The organism is Pseudomonas sp. QE6 (genome assembly GCF_041379005.1).
Taxonomy (GTDB): domain Bacteria; phylum Pseudomonadota; class Gammaproteobacteria; order Pseudomonadales; family Pseudomonadaceae; genus Pseudomonas.
Window position 1 is genome coordinate 1,634,745 of the sequence record NZ_CP166873.1, and the last position, 18,584, is coordinate 1,653,328.

Annotated in this window: 14 protein-coding genes; 9 read left to right on the top strand and 5 right to left on the bottom strand. The window is 66.5% G+C overall.

Going from position 1 to position 18,584, the window contains the following annotated elements; translation table 11 throughout:
• Nucleotides 1–83 precede the first annotated feature (83 nt).
• Nucleotides 84–1,880, top strand: coding sequence for an acyl-CoA dehydrogenase C-terminal domain-containing protein (locus ACAW63_RS07410; protein ID WP_371232760.1), 1,797 nt, complete (start codon nucleotides 84–86; stop codon nucleotides 1,878–1,880).
• Between the two features lie 207 nt (nucleotides 1,881–2,087).
• The gene (locus ACAW63_RS07415; protein WP_371232761.1) at nucleotides 2,088–3,866 is read left to right on the top strand and encodes an acyl-CoA dehydrogenase C-terminal domain-containing protein; all 1,779 of its coding nucleotides are present in this window, start codon (nucleotides 2,088–2,090) and stop codon (nucleotides 3,864–3,866) included.
• A gap of 428 nt (nucleotides 3,867–4,294) precedes the next feature.
• Here ACAW63_RS07415 and ACAW63_RS07420 read toward each other — a convergent pair whose 3' ends face one another.
• Nucleotides 4,295–5,173 (bottom strand): LysR family transcriptional regulator, encoded by an 879-nt coding sequence (locus tag ACAW63_RS07420; protein ID WP_371232763.1) that lies wholly within the window; start codon nucleotides 5,171–5,173, stop codon nucleotides 4,295–4,297.
• A 100-nt stretch (nucleotides 5,174–5,273) separates the two neighbouring features.
• On the opposite strand from ACAW63_RS07420, the gene ACAW63_RS07425 reads away from it, so the two are divergent.
• Both ACAW63_RS07425 and ACAW63_RS07430 read left to right on the top strand, forming a co-directional pair.
• Nucleotides 5,274–5,981, top strand: a complete 708-nt coding sequence (locus ACAW63_RS07425) for an MOSC domain-containing protein (protein ID WP_371232765.1) — start codon at nucleotides 5,274–5,276, stop codon at nucleotides 5,979–5,981.
• 206 nt (nucleotides 5,982–6,187) lie between these two features.
• Entirely contained in the window at nucleotides 6,188–8,161 is a 1,974-nt protein-coding gene (locus ACAW63_RS07430; RefSeq protein ID WP_371232767.1) for a PhoX family phosphatase, read from the top strand.
• A 194-nt stretch (nucleotides 8,162–8,355) separates the two neighbouring features.
• On the opposite strand, the gene fnr is transcribed toward ACAW63_RS07430, so the two are convergent.
• Nucleotides 8,356–9,066, bottom strand: coding sequence for a fumarate/nitrate reduction transcriptional regulator Fnr (fnr, locus tag ACAW63_RS07435; protein ID WP_275609892.1), 711 nt, complete (start codon nucleotides 9,064–9,066; stop codon nucleotides 8,356–8,358).
• Nucleotides 9,067–9,354: 288 nt separating this feature from the next.
• Here fnr and ACAW63_RS07440 point away from each other — a divergent pair, with 288 nt between their 5' ends.
• The 5 genes from ACAW63_RS07440 to ACAW63_RS07460 all read left to right on the top strand — a co-directional run bounded on the left by ACAW63_RS07440 (nucleotide 9,355) and on the right by ACAW63_RS07460 (nucleotide 14,046).
• The gene (locus ACAW63_RS07440) at nucleotides 9,355–10,113 is read left to right on the top strand and encodes a hypothetical protein (RefSeq protein ID WP_371232770.1); all 759 of its coding nucleotides are present in this window, start codon (nucleotides 9,355–9,357) and stop codon (nucleotides 10,111–10,113) included.
• Between the two features lie 106 nt (nucleotides 10,114–10,219).
• Complete coding sequence (locus ACAW63_RS07445; RefSeq protein WP_371232771.1) at nucleotides 10,220–11,509, top strand: NAD(P)/FAD-dependent oxidoreductase; 1,290 nt, start codon at nucleotides 10,220–10,222, stop codon at nucleotides 11,507–11,509.
• 13 nt (nucleotides 11,510–11,522) lie between these two features.
• Complete coding sequence (locus ACAW63_RS07450) at nucleotides 11,523–12,074, top strand: helix-turn-helix domain-containing protein (RefSeq protein ID WP_371232772.1); 552 nt, start codon at nucleotides 11,523–11,525, stop codon at nucleotides 12,072–12,074.
• Between the two features lie 172 nt (nucleotides 12,075–12,246).
• Nucleotides 12,247–13,596, top strand: coding sequence for a glutamine synthetase family protein (locus ACAW63_RS07455; RefSeq protein WP_371232774.1), 1,350 nt, complete (start codon nucleotides 12,247–12,249; stop codon nucleotides 13,594–13,596).
• Between the two features lie 291 nt (nucleotides 13,597–13,887).
• On the top strand, nucleotides 13,888–14,046 hold the full coding sequence (locus ACAW63_RS07460) for a YqaE/Pmp3 family membrane protein (protein WP_003084988.1): 159 nt from the start codon (nucleotides 13,888–13,890) through the stop codon (nucleotides 14,044–14,046).
• Here the strand turns inward: ACAW63_RS07460 and ACAW63_RS07465 are convergent.
• The 3 genes from ACAW63_RS07465 to ACAW63_RS07475 all read right to left on the bottom strand — a co-directional run bounded on the left by ACAW63_RS07465 (nucleotide 14,043) and on the right by ACAW63_RS07475 (nucleotide 18,273).
• Nucleotides 14,043–15,611, bottom strand: a complete 1,569-nt coding sequence (locus ACAW63_RS07465; protein ID WP_371232776.1) for a PAS domain-containing methyl-accepting chemotaxis protein — start codon at nucleotides 15,609–15,611, stop codon at nucleotides 14,043–14,045. The genes ACAW63_RS07460 and ACAW63_RS07465 overlap by 4 nt on opposite strands.
• On the bottom strand, nucleotides 15,608–17,788 hold the full coding sequence (locus ACAW63_RS07470; protein WP_371232778.1) for a putative bifunctional diguanylate cyclase/phosphodiesterase: 2,181 nt from the start codon (nucleotides 17,786–17,788) through the stop codon (nucleotides 15,608–15,610). Before ACAW63_RS07470 ends, ACAW63_RS07465 begins: the two co-directional genes overlap by 4 nt.
• A 161-nt stretch (nucleotides 17,789–17,949) precedes the next feature.
• A complete protein-coding gene (locus tag ACAW63_RS07475) occupies nucleotides 17,950–18,273 on the bottom strand; it encodes a hypothetical protein (RefSeq protein ID WP_371232780.1) in 324 nt (107 codons plus the stop codon).
• Between the last annotated feature and the right edge of the window lie 311 nt (nucleotides 18,274–18,584).

Genomic DNA, 18,584 nt, shown 5'->3' on the forward strand with positions numbered 1-18,584 from the left:
GCCTGATTGCCCGGGCATCCGCGCAGCTTTAGGTTCGAGGTTTCCGCGCCACTCTGGCGCCCTGAACCGAACGGAGATTCGCGATGCCCGAGTACAAGGCCCCCCTGCGCGACGTGCGCTTCCTCACCGACGAAGTCTTCGACTTCACCGGCCGTTACCAAGCTCTCGGCGCCACCGACGCCACCCCGGACATGTTCGCCGCCATCCTCGAAGAGGGCGCCAAGTTCTGCGAGCAGGTACTCGCCCCGCTGAACCGCTCCGGCGACGAGGAAGGCTGCCACTTCGACAACGGCACTGTGACCACCCCCGAGGGCTTCAAGGAGGCGTTCGCCCAGTACGTCGAGGCCGGCTGGAACGGCATCTCCAGCGATCCGGAATACGGCGGCCAGGGCCTGCCGCCGTCCCTCGGCCTGCTGGTCAGCGAGATGATCGGCGCGTCCAACTGCTCCTGGGGCATGTACCCCGGCCTGACCAAGGGCGCCATGGCCGCCATCCACGCCCACGGCAGCGAGGAGCAGAAGAACACCTACCTGCCGCGCATGACCAGCGCGGTCTGGACCGGCACCATGTGCCTCACCGAGCCGCACTGCGGCACCGACCTGGGCATCATCAAGACCCGCGCCGTGCCCAACGCCGACGGCAGCTACGCGATCACCGGCACCAAGATCTTCATCTCCGCCGGCGAACACGACCTGAGCGAGAACATCATCCACCTGGTGCTGGCCAAGCTGCCCGATGCGCCGGCTGGCACCAGGGGCATCTCGCTGTTCATCGTGCCCAAGTTCAATCTCGACGCGAACGGCGAGGCTGGCGAGCGCAACGCCGTGGCCTGCGGCTCCATCGAGCACAAGATGGGCATCAAGGCCTCGGCCACCTGCGTGATGAACTTCGACGGCGCCCGTGGCTTCCTCATCGGCGAGGCCAACAAGGGCCTGGCCTGCATGTTCACCATGATGAACCATGCGCGCCTGGGCACCGGCATGCAGGGACTCTGCCTCGGCGAGACCAGCTACCAGGGCGCCGTGCGCTACGCCCAGGACCGCCTGCAGATGCGCTCGCTGACCGGCCCGAAGGCGCCGGAGAAGCCCGCCGACCCGATCATCGTGCACCCGGACGTGCGCCGCATGCTGCTGACCATGAAGGCGTTCAACGAAGGCAACCGCGCGCTGGCCTATTTCACCGCGCAGCTGCTGGACATAGAACACCTTTCCCAGGACGCCGAGGAACGCGAGCGCGCCGCCAACCTGCTGGCCTTCCTCACCCCCATCTGCAAGGCCTTCATGACCGAGACCGGCCTTGAGGTCACCAACATCGGCATGCAGGTGTTCGGCGGCCACGGCTTCATCCGCGAGTGGGGCATGGAACAGCTGGTGCGCGACTGCCGCATTGCGCCGATCTACGAGGGCACCAACGGCATCCAGGCGCTGGACCTACTGGGGCGCAAGGTCCTCGGCAGCCAGGGCAAGCTGCTGATGGGCTTTACCAAGCTGGTCCACCAGCTCTGCCAGCAGCAGGCCGAGCATCCGCAGTTGAAAGCGCAGGTCGCGCAACTGGCGGCGCTGAACAAGCAGTGGGGCGAGCTGACCCAGAAGGTCGGCATGGCCGCCATGAAGAACCCGGACGAAGTCGGCGCCGCCTCGGTGGATTACCTGATGTTCTCCGGCTACGTGACTCTGGGTTACTTCTGGCTGCGCATGGCGTTGGTCGCCCAACAGAAGCTGGAGGAGGGTGCCGGCGAGGCGGCCTACTACCAAGCGAAGCTGGTGACCGCCGAGTTCTACTTCAGCCGCCTGCTGCCGCGCGCCCAGGCTCACGTGGCGGCGGCGGAGGCCGGTTCCGACGTACTGATGCGCCTGTCGGCCGAACAGTTCGCCCTGTAAATCGCGCGCCAGACGAGAAGGCCCGCCGTGTGCGGGCCTTTTCGTCACAGCTACATTTCGTGACCAATCTATTGTTGTTTGGTCACAACATGACGCTTAAAGTCTGAAAAGTTGTTGGAGTAAACTCCGGCGGCGTACCTTCGCGTACCTCCTATTCTGATACCGCTGGCTGGCTGATCAGCCGTCGTTTTCGTTCGAGGATTTATCATGGCTGACTACAAAGCTCCCCTGCGTGACATGCAATTCGTCCTCAATGAGGTCTTCGAGGTTGCCAAGCTCTGGGCAGAACTGCCGGCGCTGGCCGAGACCGTCGACGCCGAGACCGCCAGCGCGATCCTCGAAGAAGCCGGCAAGGTCACCGGCGGCGTGATCGCCCCGCTGAACCGCAGCGGCGACGAGGAAGGCTGCAGCTGGAGCGCCGAGGGCGTGAAGACCCCGGCCGGCTTCCCCGAGGCCTACCGCACCTACGCCGAAGGCGGCTGGGTGGGCGTGGGCGGCGCGCCGGAATTCGGCGGCATGGGCATGCCCAAGGTGATCGGCGCCCAGGTCGAGGAAATGGTCAACTCGGCCAACCTGTCCTTCGGCCTGTACCCGATGCTGACCGCCGGCGCCTGCCTGTCGCTGCTCAACCACGCCAGCGAAGAATTGAAAGCCAAGTACCTGCCGAACATGTACGCCGGCACCTGGGCGGGTTCCATGTGCCTGACCGAACCGCACGCCGGCACCGACCTGGGCATGATCCGCACCAAGGCCGAACCGCAGGCTGACGGCAGCTTCAAGATTTCCGGCACCAAGATCTTCATCACCGGCGGCGAGCACGACCTCACCGAGAACATCATCCACCTGGTGCTGGCCAAGCTGCCCGACGCGCCGGCCGGCTCCAAGGGCATCTCGCTGTTCCTGGTGCCGAAGGTGATGGTCAACGAAGACGGCTCCCTGGCCGGGCGCAACGCCGTGTCCTGTGGCTCCATCGAGCACAAGATGGGCATCAAGGCCTCCGCCACCTGCGTGATGAACTTCGACGGCGCCACCGGCTGGATCGTCGATGCGCCGAACAAGGGCCTGGCCGCCATGTTCACCATGATGAACTACGAGCGCCTGGGCGTCGGCATCCAGGGCCTGGCCACTGGCGAGCGCTCCTACCAGAGCGCCGTGGAGTACGCCCGTGAGCGCATCCAGAGCCGCGCGCCGACCGGCCCGGTGGCCCAGGACAAGGCCGCCGACCCGATCATCGTGCACCCGGACGTGCGCCGCATGCTGCTGACCATGAAGGCGTTGAACGAGGGCGGCCGCGCCTTCTCCAGCTACGTCGCGATGCAGCTGGACACCGCCAAGTACAGCGAAGAGCCGGCCACCCGCAAGCGCGCCGAGGAACTGGTTGCCCTGCTGACCCCGGTGGCCAAGGCCTTCCTCACCGACATGGGCCTGGAAACCACCATTCATGGCCAGCAGATCTTCGGCGGCCACGGCTTCATCCGCGAGTGGGGCCAGGAGCAGCTGGTGCGCGACTGCCGCATCACCCAGATCTACGAAGGCACCAACGGCATCCAGGCGCTGGACCTGATGGGCCGCAAGATCGTCGGCAGCGGCGGCGCCTACGCCAAGCTGTTCACCGATGAGATTCGCGCCTTCACCGCTTCGGCGTCGGCTGAGCTTTCCGAGTTCACCGGCCCGCTGAACGCCGCCGTGCAGAATCTGGACGAGCTGACCGCCTGGGTCCTGGACCGTGCCAAGGGCAACCCGAACGAGATCGGCGCCGCCTCGGTCGAGTACCTGCACGCCTTCGGCTACACCGCCTATGCGTACATGTGGGCCCTGATGGCGCGCGCCGCGCTGGGCAAGGAAGGCCAGGACGAGTTCTACGCCAGCAAGCTGGGCACCGCGCGCTTCTACTTCGCCCGCCTGCTGCCGCGCATCCACTCCCTGACCGCCTCGGTGAAGGCCGGCAGCGAGTCGCTGTACCTGCTGGACGCCGCGCAGTTCTAAGCGCTACGCAAAAGCCCCGCTTCGGCGGGGCTTTTTTATACGGTTTGGTAACCGGGGTATCACGATAACGTGTAAGCCTAGGCTTACAAACGCTGGTGGTGATCAGCGTCTGTCTGAAATGTCCTTACGCGGTTAACCTTTTCCTCAGTCAGGACATTGCGCAGGAAGCGCCAACGACAATACGGAAACAAGGGAATCCACCACGGATGGTGGCCAGCACGGACGTCAGGATATCGGTCTGCAAAACCCCGCTTCGAAAGAAGCGGGGTTTTTTCTTGCCTGGGATTTTTGTGTCGCGATGCGCCTGCTTTCGTAGGAGCGGATCTTATCCGCGAATCCGGCCGATAGGCCGGTGGCAGGAGATTGCACCGCTGTCGCGGTGATCGCGGAGAAGCTCCGCTCCTACGAGAGCCGGAGCTCCTGCCCCGTTACACCGCCCCGTCGAGCAACGACCGCAACAGCTCCACCGTCGGCTGCTGGCGCTGCGCGTCGCGATACACCAGCCCCACGCTCAGCGGAATGCGCGGCTCGCTCAACGGCTTCCACAGCAGGTTCGGATTGCCGTGCATCTGTCGTGCGCGCCCCGGTAGCACGGTGGCGAAGCGGCTCTGCGGCAGGCTGTCGAGGATGCCGCTCATATGGTTCAGCTCCGCCTGCACCCGTGGTCGCCGGCCGATGGCCGCCAGTTGCTCCTGCCAGATCTGCCGGGCGCGGAATTCCTCGCCCAGCAACAGCATCGGCAATTCCGCCGCCTGGGCCAGGGAGACTTTCTTGAAATCCTTCAGCGGATGGTCCGCCGCGATCACCAGTTGCAGCTCGTCCGGGTACAGCTCCACGCCGTGCAGCGCCGGTTGGCGCGGTGGCAGGAAGCCGATGCCGATGTCCAGCTGACCGGCCAGCAGGCGTCGCTCGATCTCCACGCCCGAGAGTTCATAGATGCGTACCTGCACGTGCGGCTGCGCGCTGTGCAGGCGCTCCACCAGGTGCGGCACCAGGTTGGCGTTGACCGTCTGCAACACGCCGATGCTCAGGCTCCGCGCGCTCTGCCCGCGATAAGCCCGCAGGGACTCGCGGGCGCGTTCCAGGCCGTCCAGCAGCGGCACCGCGTGGTTGTACAGCGTGTGCGCGGCGGCGGTGGGCAGCAGGCGCTTGCCGCTGCGCTGGAACAGCGCCACGTCGAGGTTCTGCTCCAACTGGCGGATCTGCTGCGACAGCGCCGGCTGGGAAATCGCCAGGCGTTCGGCGGAACGCCCGACATGGCCTTCCTCATAGAGCGCGACGAAATAGCGGAGCTGGCGAAAATCCATAAGGTCTGCTTATCAACGAAACTGGAAAATCGAAATGGATAGTCACCTATCCAGACCTCTACTCTAGCGCTTGTCCGCTGTCTCAGATGGGTAGACAAAGGTGGAAGGCATCGTCATCCAGGGCGTTTTCATAGGCAAAGTCGAAGAGAGCTGGGGCGGTTTGCTCAGCGACATCGACAAGCTGGAAGCGCATCAGGAAGTCTGGCTCGGCGCCGAGGGGCTGCCGGGGGACGCACGGGCCGACCTGCGCCGCGATGGCGGCCTGGACCGCGCGCTGCACCACTATCCGGCCGAGCACTACCGCCACTGGCGCAAGCAGCACCCGCAGACGCGCTGGCGACAGCCGGCCTTCGGCGAGAACCTGTCGACCTTCGGCCTCAATGAACACGAGGTGTGCATCGGCGACCTGTTCCGCTGGGGCGAGGCGCTGATCGAAGTGAGCCAGCCGCGTTCGCCCAGCTATCGCCTGGCGCGGCGCTGGAACCTGCCCGAGCTGCCCTTCGAGGTGCAGGAGCAGGGGCGCTGCGGCTGGTTCTACCGGGTCCGTCGTGCCGGCATGGTTGCACCCGACGCACCGCTGGAACTGGTGCAACGGCACTACCCGCAGCTCTCCGTGGCGAGCCTGCTGGACTGGTACTTCGGTCACCCGCTGGAACGTACCGGACTGCGCCTGATGATGGCCTGCGACGCGCTCTCCCTGCGCTGGCGCAAGACCGCCGCGCAACGCCTCACCAGTGGCGTGCTGGAAGACTGGACGGCCCGCCTGGCGGGCCCCGAATGTTCGGAGCAGGGCGGCCTGCAAACCTGAGCCGCGCTGCTTCGCAAATGCCCTCGCGCCCGCCTCCGGACGTCGTCTTGGTCCTGTGGGGCGGCTTTTCTTCCCGCCGCCGGCTCCCTCGATGGGGCCGGCGGCGCTGTCATCCCGTCGTAACACCGCGTTCCTAACCTTCCGCGCATATCTTTTACTGACAACCCGAGCCGTCCCGCCGACGGCCGCGCGGAAGGAACCCCTCCATGAGCGAACGATTCCAGGACTTTCACGATCGACTGGCCGCCTTCGATGACCAGGCGGTCAACCCCTCCGGCAACGTGCCGATGAGCGAGCTGATCGACCCGGCCCGGCGCCGCCTGCTGAAGAACAGCCTGGTGCTCGGCGCGGTCGGCTTTCTCGGTGGCGGACTGTTCCCCGGCCGCTCGCTGTTCGCCGCCGATGCTCCGGTGCCGTCCGCGCTGCTGGGCTTCAAGGGCGTGCCGGTGCAGCAGGACCCGAAGTTCGACCGGGTGATCGTCGCCGAAGGCTATACCGCCCGGCCGTTCTTCTCCTGGGGCGACCCGGTGGTCAGCGGCTCCCCGGCCTGGAAGGGCGACGCCAGCGAGGACTGGAAAGCCCAGGAACTGCAGGCCGGCGACAACCATGACGGCATGCACTACTTCCCTTTCCCGGATGCGCCGGACAGCCATGGCCTGCTGGTGATCAACCACGAGTACATCAACCCGACGCTGCACGCCAAGGGCCAGACCTTCGAAGACCGCCCCGATGGCTCCCGTGGCCGCCCGGAAGGCGAGGTGCGCAAGGAAATCGCCGCCCACGGCCTGAGCGTGATCGAGGTGAAGAAGAACGCCAGCGGCCAGTGGCAGCGCGTCGAGGGTTCGAGCTACAACCGCCGCATCACCGGCAGCTCGCCGCTGGAACTGTCCGGCCCGCTGGCCGGCAACGACCTGCTGCGTACCGCCAGCGATCCGGACGCCAGGCAGGTGCTCGGCACCCTGAACAACTGCTCCATGGGTGTCACGCCCTGGGGTACCTACCTCGCCTGCGAGGAGAACTGGCACCAGTACTTCGTCAACCGCGACAAGGACGACTACGCCAAGCGCGTCTCGCACAAGCGCTACGGCCTGTCCAACGGCCAGTTCAGCAACTACTACGCCTGGGAGGCGGTGGACGCGCGCTTCGACGCCACCCCCAGGGCCGACCAGGCCCACGGCGGCCACGTCAACGAGCCGAACCGCTTCGGCTGGGTGGTGGAGATCGACCCGTTCGATCCCAAATCCACGCCGAAGAAGCGCACCGCCGTCGGCCGCTTCTGCCGCGAGTGCTCGACCCTGTCGCTGGGCGCGGACAACCGCATGGCCTTCTACTATGGCGACGACACCAAGGGCGAGTACATCTACAAGTTCGTCCCGGCCGGCACGTACGACCCGGACAACCGCGCCGCCAACCGTGACCTGCTGGACGAAGGCACCCTTTATGTCGCCCGCTTCAACGCCGATGGCAGCGGCCAGTGGCTGCCGCTGGTGCATGGCCAGAACGGCCTGACCGCCGAGAACGGCTTCGCCAGCCAGGCCGAGGTGCTGGTCAACGCCCGCGCCGCCGCCGACAAGCTGGGCGCCACCCCGATGGACCGTCCCGAGTGGGTCGCTGTGCAGCAGAGCACCCGCGAGGTCTACGTCAGCCTCACCAACAACGACGGCCGCGGCAGGAAGCAGCCGGTGGACGCGGCCAACCCGCGCAAGGAAAACCTGCACGGGCAGATCCTGCGCTGGAACGAGGCCGGTGGCGACCCGACGGCGACCCGCTTCCAGTGGGAAGTCTTCCTGCTGGCCGGTGAGCAGAAGGGCTCCGGCGCGCCGGAGAACCTGGTCGGCAGCATCAACGGCGACATCTTCTCCTCGCCGGATGGCCTGTACTTCGACACCGCCGGCCGCCTGTGGATCGAGACCGACTACGACGACGCCGAGAAGCCCATGCATGTCATGGGCTGCAACCAGCTGCTCTGCGCCGACCCGCACAGCCGCGAGGTGCGCCGCTTCCTGGTCGGCCCGCGCGGCTGCGAGCTGACCGGCATCACCCAGAGCCCGGATGGCAGGACTATGTGGGTGAACATCCAGCATCCGGGTATCAGCTTCCCGGCCAGCGACGGCAAGAGCATCCCGCGCTCCACGACGCTGGTGATCACCAAGGATGATGGGGGTGTGATCGGGACGTAATTCCAGCGTTCAAGTCTGGCAGGGTACGCTCCCGTAGGAGCGGACCTTGTCCGCGAATCCAGCCGGCCGCTCGGTGTTTGAGATGGCACCGCTATCGCGGTGATCGCGGAGAAGCTCCGCTCCTACGAAAGCCAGTTCTGCGCGGGCTGTTCTTGTAGGAGCGAGCTTGCTCGCGAACGAATCTCGCCGTGAACTCAGAGCTCGACCTCACCCCCCGCCAGGGCGCACAGCTCGGTGAAATCGAGAATCTCCGTCTCCCGCCCGTCCACCCGCACCAACCCGTGCTTCTGCAGGCGGGTGAAGCTGCGCGACACGGTCTCCACCGCCAGCCCCAGATAGTCGCCGATCTCGTTGCGCGACATGCTCAGTCGGAAGCGCGTGGCCGAGAAGCCCCGGTCGCGGAAGTGCGCGGAAATGTTCAGCAGGAAGGCGGCAATGCGCGAGTCCGAGTTCAGCCTTGAGAGCAGCAGTTTCATCTGCTGATCCTCACGGATCTTGCGGCTCATCATCAGCATGATCTGGTGCGAAAGCCCCGGAATCTGGTTCGACAGCGCTTCCAGCTGGCTGAAGGGAATCTCGCTGCACAGCGTGCTTTCCAGCGCCTGCGCCGATACCGGGTAGCTGCCTTCGCCCATGCCGGAGAAGCCGAAGATCTCGGTGGCGAAATAGAATCCGGTGATCTTCTCCAGGCCCTGCTCGTTGGTGGTGAAGGTCTTGATCGAGCCGGAGCGGACCAGGTACACGTTGTGGAACGGGTCGCCCTGGCGGAACACGAAATCGCCCTTGTTGAGCAGGTGGCCCGGCTTGATGATCGCCTCCAGCTCCTGGATCTTGTCATCGCTCAAGGTCGGCGGCGCCAGCCGGCAGTTCTTGCAGTACGGTTGCGCTTTGATCATCTGATTCATCCCTATCCCCATGCGCCGGCCCATACGCGTAGCACAGCATTCTCGGGCGTATCGCCCCCTTCAAACCATAGCAACAGACGGCCATCTGTCACTTGTGGGAGGCCGGGAAAAGCCTGCATCGAATGGATTTTTCATTCCGGCTTGACCCTTTCTTGACTGCGCGGACCTCAGTCTTCTCCACCGTGCACCATGGGGTCGTTGGGGGGAGCCCACAGTTACTCCGGGTGCCGGTGACGCGGCCGGCGGGAAGGGCGCGCGTCCATTCCGCCCACTTCCGGAGTCTTGCCCGTGAACAAACTGCCACAGATCACCCTGGCCTTCTGGGTGATGAAAATCTGCGCCACCACCCTGGGGGAAACCGCCGGCGACCTGCTGTCGATGACACTGAACGTCGGCTATGCGATCAGCTCGCTGATCCTCATCAGCGTCTTCCTCGTCACCCTGATCGGCCAGCTCGCCAGCAAACGCTATGTGCCCTGGCTGTACTGGCTGGTGATCCTCTCCACCAGCACCGCCGGCACCACCATGTCGGACTTCATGGACCGCACCCTGGAGCTGGGCTACGCCAGCGGCTCGGCGATCCTGGTGAGCATCCTGGTGGCGATCTTCGCAGCCTGGCGCTTCAGCGGCACCTCGCTGTCGGTGGACAACATCCGCAGCTTCAAGGGCGAGATGTTCTACTGGGTGGCGATCCTCTTCTCCAACACCCTGGGCACCGCGCTGGGCGACTTCCTCGCCGACGATTCCGGCCTGGGCTTCGCCGGCGGCGCGCTGCTGATCGGCAGCCTGATCGCGGTCGTGGTCCTGCTGCACTATTTCACCAGATTGTCCTCGGTGCTGCTGTTCTGGGTCGCCTTCGTCCTCACCCGCCCGTTCGGCGCGACCCTGGGCGACGTGCTGACTAAGTCCCACGAGAAGGGCGGCCTGGACTTCGGCACCATCGGCTCCTCGGCGATCCTCGCCGGCATCCTGGTGGCGCTGGTGATCGTGGTCAGCATGCGGCAGAAGCGTGAAGAGGAATCCAGCACGGCGGTGCTGGCGTCCTGATACTCGACGCCGCTTTCCGTCGATGAGGGATGCGCTGGGCTAGCCTTGTGAAATTTGTTCTGTTATTTTTCATGAAAAATAAACAAAACAATTTCACGAGGTGGCCATGTTCCTGCGTTCGACCGAGCCGGTCGGCACTTACTATGCCGGCGCCAACCCCGAGCTGATCCAGCCGCGCGAGGCCCTGCGCGAGCCGCTGGAGTGCGAAGTGCTGGTGATCGGCGCCGGTTTCAGTGGCCTGCACACGGCCCTGCAACTCGCCGAAGGCGGACGCCAGGTCTGCATGATCGAAGCCAGCCGCATCGCCTGGGCCGCCTCCGGGCGCAACGGCGGCCAGGCCCTGCCGGGCTGGTCCAGCGACCTGGGTCCGATCGAGGCCGACCTCGGCCACGAAGGCGCGCTGCGCCTCTGGCAGGGCATGCTCTGGGCCGCCCACGAACTGCGCGACCTGCCGCAACGCCACGGCTTCGACTGCGACTACCGCATCGGCCACCTGTGGACCGCGGTGCTCAAGCGCCGCGTCGGCTCGCTCTACGACTGGCAGGCCGAGGCCAACCGCCGCTGGGGCTATGAAGGCTTGCGCTTCGTGCCGCGCGAGGAACTGCCGGAGTGGATCGCCAGCGACCGCTACCAGGCCGGTCTCTACGACCCCAATTCCGCCCACCTGAACCCGCTCAAGCTGGCCTACGGCCTGGCGGGTGCCTTCGAGCGTGCCGGCGGACGCATCTTCGAGCAGACCCGCGCCCTGAGCTTCCGCGAGAACGGCAGCGGCTATGAGGTGACTACGGAGCATGGCAGCGTGCGCTGCGCCTCCCTGGTGCTGGCCTGCAACGCCTATATCGACGGGCTGGACCGCGACGTCTCCGAACGCATCCTGCCGGTGGGTACCTACCAGGTCGCCACCGCGCCCCTGGGCGAAGAGCTGGCACGCTCGCTGCTGCCGAAGAACTGCTGCGTCACCGACAACCAGTTCGTCCTCGACTACTTCCGCCTGACCCCCGACCACCGCCTGCTGTTCGGCGGCGGCTGCACCTACCTGGGCGGCATGCCCAGCGATATCCGCGCCGCCACGCGCCCCTACATCGAGCGGGTATTCCCGCAGCTCAAGGGCGTGGAGCTGGAGTACGCCTGGGGCGGCCACATCGACTGCACCCTGCGCCGTACTCCGGACATCGGCCGGCGCGGCGAGCTGTACTGGCTGCAGGGCTATTCCGGCCACGGCGTGCTGCCGAGCCTGGCCGCCGCCCGCGCGGTGAGCGAGGCGATGCTGGGACGCGGCGACGAGCTTGACCTCTATCAACGCATCCGCAATCCCGGGTTCCCCGGCGGTCAGCGATTCGCTGCGCCACTGGAAGCCGTCGGCAAGGCCTGGTATCGATTGCGCGACTTTTTCTGAATCGGATTTCGCCATGACCCAGACGGTCACCAACGAACACCTTGCCACGCTGATCCGCGACCTGCGCAAGCACAAGAACCTCACCCTGGGCGCGCTGGCCGAACAGATCGGCCGCTCGGTGGGCTTCCTCTCCCAGGTCGAGCGCGGCCTGTCGCAGCCCACCGTGGCCGACCTCACCGCCATCAGCGAAGCCCTCGGGGTGCCAACCACCTACTTCTATGCCGGCGACACCCGTCGCGAGCTCGACTGGGTCACCCGCCCGGCCGATCGCCGCACCCTGTACTACGCCGGCGGCGTCACCGACATCCTCGCTTCGCCGAACATGTCCGGCGGCTTCTCCATGCTCGACAGCATCCTCGCCCCTGGCGCCACCAGTGGCGAGGGGCACCTGAACGACAGTTCGGAGCAGGGCGGTTTCGTCCTCGAAGGCGAGCTGACCATCTGGTACGAGGGCGACACCGTCACCCTGCATGCCAACGACAGTTTCCAGTTGCCGCCGCACAGCCAGTTCCGCTACGGCAACCTCACCGACCAACCGACAAGGGTGCTCTGGATCTTCACCTGAATTTCGACCGGTACCTGCTGCGCTCGCCCATGCTGCGTTGGAAGTCGGCTCGGATTGCTCATTTAGCGGCCTAAACTCCGCATCCGAGCCGACTTCCGCCTTGCCTGGCCTTCGCTCGCGACGGTCCCACCTCGAAATTACTCCAGGCTCCCGAGAACAAAAGGCAATCCCAATGAACCGCCCAACCTATCCCGACCTGCTCAGCGAAGTCCGCGCCTTCCGCCAGCAATACCCGGACATCCGCTATGTCGACCTGATCTGCCTGGACATTCCCGGCCACTTCTACGGCAAGCGCTACCCCGTGGACATGCTGGAAAAGGTCGCTGCCGGCAGTCCGCTGAAACTGCCGCAGAACTGCGTGCTGCTGGGCGCGCAGGGCGGCCTGCACCCGATCGGCGACTACTGCTTCAACGACGGCGACCCGGATGCGCCGCGCCGCCTGATCCCCGGCTCGCTCAAACCGGTGCGCTGGGAGAACCAGCCGCTGGGCCAGATGCTGATCAGTTCCGACGGCACCCACGCGCCCATCGAGTTCGAACCGCGCGAAGTGCTCGCCCGCGTCATGCAGCGCCTGGAATCCAAGGGCATCCGCCCGGTGGTGGCCTTCGAGCTGGAGTTCTACCTGTTCGACAAGAAGCTCGACGCCGGGCTGCCGCAGTACCCGCGCGACCCGCTGTGCGATGACGAGGACGACCAGCCGAACATGCACATCGAGCGCCTGTCGCGCTTCTCCGACGTGCTCCATGAGATCGTCGAGGCCTCCCGCGAGCAGGGCGTGGATGCCAACGTGATCACCGCCGAGATCGGCCCGGGCCAGTTCGAGATCAACTTCGCCCACTGCGACGACGGCCTGCATGCCGCCGACCAGGCCGCGCTGTTCGCCCGCGCCACCCGTGGTGTGGCGCTCAAGCACGGCTACCGCGCCAGCTTCATGAGCAAGCCCTACCTGCACGCGCCGGGCAGCGGCATGCACGTGCACGTCAGCCTCTACGACCGCGACGGCAACAACCTGCTCGAGGGTGACAACCAGCAGGCCCTGCGTCACGCCGTGGCCGGCTGCCTGGAACTGCTGCCGCACTGCATGCCGATCTTCGCCGCCAACCACAATGCCTACCGCCGCTACGGCTCCCGCGTGAACGCGGCGAGCAAGGCCAGCTGGGGCTTCGAGGACCGCGATGCATGCATCCGCATCCCCGAGTCCGACGGCAAGAACCTGCGCATCGAGCACCGCCTGGCCGGCGCCGACGCCAACCCCTACCTGGTGCTGGCGGCGATCCTCACCGGCATGGAGCACGGCCTGGAAGCCAAGCGTGAACCCATCGCCCCGCTCAACGAAGATCGCACCAGCGGCATCGACTTCCCCCGCGACATGCTCGGCGCCGTTTCCGCCATGGAAGACCATCCGGTGGTGAAGGATGGCCTGGGTAGTGAGTTCGTCTTCGTCTACTGCGAGAACAAGCGCCACGACCACCTGGACTTCATGAACGAAGTCAGCGCGCGGGAGTATCGCTGGTTCCTCTGAGGGTCAAAGGCCCCTCACCCTGACCCTCTCCCGCACGCGGGAGAGGGTCCATTCGGTGCAGGCTGACACCATGGTGTCAGCCGGTACGGACGGCGCCCTCTCCCCCTGGGAGAGGGCTGGGGTGAGGGAAGTTCACGCACGGATTCGACCTGTAGGAGCGGACTTCGTCCGCGATTCGCGCCCATGGGGCGCCCCTACAGGCGAGCGCCGTAGCCAGCCAGATTCTCTGAACCCGCTCAGCGCGCCGGCGGTCCATTCCATGCACGAGGCAATCTTACAAGGAGCCATCGCATGGACCTCATCCGAATCCTCATCGCCATCCTTCTGCCGCCGCTGGGCGTGTTCCTCCAGGTCGGTTTCGGCGGCGCGTTCTGGCTCAACATCCTGCTGACGCTGCTCGGTTACATCCCCGGCATCGTCCACGCCGTGTACATCATCGCCAAGCGCTAACCCGCCTGGCTTCCCTCCCAGAAATGCTCCGCCAGCAGCCGCAACTCCCCAGCCAGCTCCGCCATGCGCGTCGCACTGCGCTGGCAGGTGCCGGCGTTGGCTGCATTGCTGTCGGCCGATCCACGAATCGCCTGCAGGCTGCGCTGCACCTCCTCGCTGGCCGCGCCCTGCTGCTCGATGGCAGTGGCGATCTCCAGGCTCATGCGCTGGATCGACGACACCTGCTCGCTGATCCGCTCCAGCGTGCCTGTGGCCTGGCCGGCCTGCTCCAGGCTGGCCAGCGCCTGCTCGCAGCAGTGCCACAGGGCGCGCACCGAATCCTCGGCGCCGCGCTGCAGATTGCCGATCAGCCCCTGGATATCCCGCGCGGACTCCTCGGTCCGCGAGGCGAGGGCGCGTACCTCGTCGGCGACCACCGCGAAGCCGCGCCCGCTGTCGCCCGCTCGCGCCGCCTCGATGGCGGCATTGAGCGCCAGCAGGTTGGTCTGCCCAGCCACGTCGCGGATCACCTCCAGCATCCGCGAGATCGCCTCGCTGTGCGTCTGCTGCGCCTCCACCGCGGCGCAGGCCTGGCGCACGCCGGCTTCCAGTTCGGCGAGCTGGCCACGGGTACTGCGCACGTCGTCATGTCCGGACTGGGTGATGCGCTCGCTGCACTGCGCGGCCACGGCGCTGTGCTGCGCATGACGGGCCACCTCCTGCACGCTCTGCGCGAGCTCGTGCATGGCGTTGGCCACCTGCTCGGTCTCGCGTTGCTGCAACTGCGTGGCCGCGCTGCCGCCGGCCATGGCGTCGGCCAGCGCCGTGGCATGTTCGGCCAGTTGCTGCGAGGCATCCGCCATGCGCCCGACCACGGCGGCGGTTTCCGCTTCCAGCATGCGCAGGGCGAAATCCAGTTCGCCGAACTCATCGTCGCGGCCTGAGTACAGACGCTGGCTCAGCGGGTTGTCGGCGATGCTCCGGGCGCGTTTGAGCAACGCATCGAGCGGGCGCAGACGCAGCCACACCCAGCCGCCGGTGAGCCCCAGCGCGAGCAGGGTCCCTGGCAGTGTCAACTGTGGCGAGAAGAGCGCCAGCAAGCCCCCGACACCCTGGGCTACACCCATTCCGATCAACAACTGCGCCAGCAGCGGCAAACGCGGCCGGGACACGCTCGCGCCCTCCCGCAACTCCGCGTACAGCTGTTCGGCAGCCTCGACCTGCGCGGCGCTGGGCCGCGTGCGCACCGACTGGTACTCCACCACCCGGCCATTGCGGTGGATCGGCGTGACGAAGGCGCTGACCCAGTAGTGATCGCCATTCTTGCAGCGGTTCTTCACCAGCCCCATCCAGCTGCGCCCGGCCTGCAGCGTCTGCCACAGGTGGGCGAAGGCGGCCGGTGGCATGTCCGGGTGGCGTACGCGGTTGTGGTTGAACCCCAGCAGCTCCTCGGCGCTGAAGCCGCTGATGGCGAGGAAGTCCGGGTTGACGTGGCTCACCGCGCCCTTGAGGTCGGTGGTGGAGAGAATGTTGGCGTGTTCCGGGACCTCGACCTGGCGTCCGGTGACCGGCAGGTTCAGCTTCATCGCGGCAGCTCCGGGCTGTTCTCGAACAGTGCTTCCGGCGCCTGCGGCCGGCCGAACAGGAAGCCCTGGGCATAGCGGCAACCCTCCTGGTGCAGGAAGTCCAGGTGCGCCTGGCGCTCGACGCCTTCGGCCACCACCTCCAGCCCCAGGCTATGGCCGAGGCCGATGATCGCCCGGCAGATGGCGCTCAGCTCCGGGTCGTCGGGCACGCGGGTGATGAAGCTGCGGTCCACCTTCAGGATGTGCAGCGGGTAGCGCTTGAGATAGCCCAGCGACGAATAGCCGGTGCCGAAGTCATCCAGCGCCAGGCGCACGCCCTGGGCGGCCAGTTCGCGCAGGCAGGCGAGGGTCTCCGCGCCGTCCTGCATCAGCAGGCTCTCGGTGATTTCCAGCACCAGGCTGCATGGCGACAGACCGCTTTCCGCGAGGATCTGCCGGACCCGCGCGGCGAACCCCGGCTGCTGCAGCTGGCGGCTCGACAGGTTCACCGAGCAGTACAGGTCCTTGCGCCCCTCGCGCTGCCAGAGCGCCGTCTGCCGGCAGGCCTGGCGCAGCACCCAGTCGCCGACCCGGACGATCTCCCCGGACTCCTCCAGCACCGGGATGAACTGCAGCGGCGACACCGCCTCGCCATTTCGGCTCCAGCGTAGCAGCACCTCCACCGCCACCCAGCGGACCTCGTCGCCGTCCAGGCGCACGATGGGCTGGTAGTTCAGGCTGAACTCTTCGTTGCGCAGCGCCTGGGCCAGCGCGCTCTCCAGATCGAGCCGGCGCTGCGCCTCAGCCTGCAGTTCCTGGCTGAAGCGCGCGTACTGCGCCTTGCCGGCCTCCTTGGCGCGGTACAGCGCCAGGTCCGCGGCCTGCAACGTGTCGATGGCCTGGCCGTCGGTGATCAGGCCGGTGATGCCGATGCTGGCGCTGACCACCAGCGTCCGGCCGTCCACGTTCAGCGGCAGGTGCAGGTAATCGAGCATGCGCTGGGCGACCTGCTCGGCATCGTTCAGGCTGGCCAGGTCGTCCAGCAGTACCACGAACTCGTCGCCGCCGAAGCGCGCCAGGTGATCGCCCAGGCGCAGGCAGCGCAGCAGACGCTGGGCGACCTCCACCAGCACCCGGTCGCCCACCGCGTGACCGAGGCTGTCGTTGATCAGCTTGAAGCGGTCCAGGTCGATGAACAGCAGCGCGGATTCGCGCGCACCGGGGCGGCGCTGGCGCATCAGCGCCTGCTGCAGCAACTCGTCCAGGCGCAGGCGGTTGGCCAGGCCGGTCAGTGGGTCGTGGCGCGCCGCGTGGCTGAGCTGGTGCTCGCTGGCCTTGCGCTGGCTGATGTCGGTCTGCGATCCGGCCATGCGCCCGTCGGTGATCACCCCGCGCGCCTGCACCCAGAGATAGCCGCCGTCGCGCTGGCGGATGCGGTACTCGTGATTGAGCAGCGGGCTGCTGCCGCGCAGGTGCGCATCGATGGCCTGGCGCAGGCCGGGCAGGTCGTCCGGATGCACGCGGGCGAACCAGCTGGTGCTGCTCTCGCCCAGGTTGTCGCGGGAGAGGCCGAGCATGCGCGCCCAGCGTTCGGAGACGTAGAGGCGGTCGTTGCCCAGGTCCCAGTCCCAGATGCCGTCATTGGCCCCGCGCAGGGCCCGGGCGAAGCGCGCCTCGCTGTCCTCCAGAGCCTGGCGCTGCGCCGCGCCGTAGGTGTCGATGGCCAGTGACATGTCGAAGAACACTCGCTTGAGCAGGCTGCTGAAGCTCGCCGCTTCCGGAGCATCGCCCAGCAGCTCGTCGAGCATGTGCTCCAGGTACAGCCGATAGGCGCCCAGGTACCACTTCAGCTCCACGCCCACCTGCTGGTGCACCAGCCCGATGCGCAGGCGATCCCGCACATAGTCGGCGCTCTGCGGGGCGTCCCAGAGCTGGCGGTAGTACTCGAACTGGCTGCGCTTGAGGCGCTCCATCGTCGCCGGGTCGGCGAGGATCGCCGCCAGGTGGGGGAAATGGTCGAGATGGTCGTAGAGTCGATCGATGAACTGCCGGTGGCACAGATCGAGTTCACTGGCGTGTCCGTTCAACTGACGGGCATCGTCCTCGCCCCAGTTCAGGTACTCCAGACGCTGTTCGATTTCCGTCATCGACAGGCCGATGCGCTCGAGCACGCTGTCGAGCTTCGGTCCCAGGCCCATGCTTGGCTCCTTGCGGGTGGCTGGTTTTTGTTCGGGCATGAAAAAAGCGCCGGCCCGTCAGCCGGATGAACGGCGACAAACACGGCGCTTTGTCTTGCAGGCCCACAAGTCCTGCCCGGCAAAGCCAGCTTCCGCAGCAGCGGAACGCGGGTCGGAGAGTTTTACACCAGTGCGCGCTGCCCCGACAACTCCTCCAGCGCGGTGCTGAGCCGCTGGCGCAACTCCCCCAGCTCGCGCGAGCGGAAGGCATGGCGGCTGCGCTCCAGCACGCCGATGGCATCGGCCAGCAGCGCATGCAGCTGCGCCGTCTCGCTCAGAGGCGCGTCCTTGAACCAGCGGCACAGCGGCGCCTGCTCGCAGTCCCCGGGGCCTTCGAGCACCGCACAGGGGAGACCGTAGGCAGCCAGCAACGCACGAACCTGACGGGCCTGCGCCGGGTCCTGGGATGTGACCAGCAGCTGCACCGGGAACCGGTGGAGAGTCATGACAAAGCTCGTTAGTGGCAAAAGGACATCAATTTAATGAGCTGTGGATATCGAGCATTGATCCTCGTCATGCTCGGGAGCGCCGTTGATGACGAAGTGAAGAATGGCATGCAACGCTTCTTTCCGGGCAGGACCTGTTCCCCCAGTGACCATCGCTGCATGCATGAGGCGTTGGCACCGGGACCCCGATGGCTGTGCCGGCAGAGGCCGAGGAGACAGGCATGCCCAACGCTTGCCGGGGTAGCGCGGCCACTTGAGATGCGCAGGGGGAGGCGTGTTAGCCTTCGCGGCGCCTCCCATGCCGGCCCTGT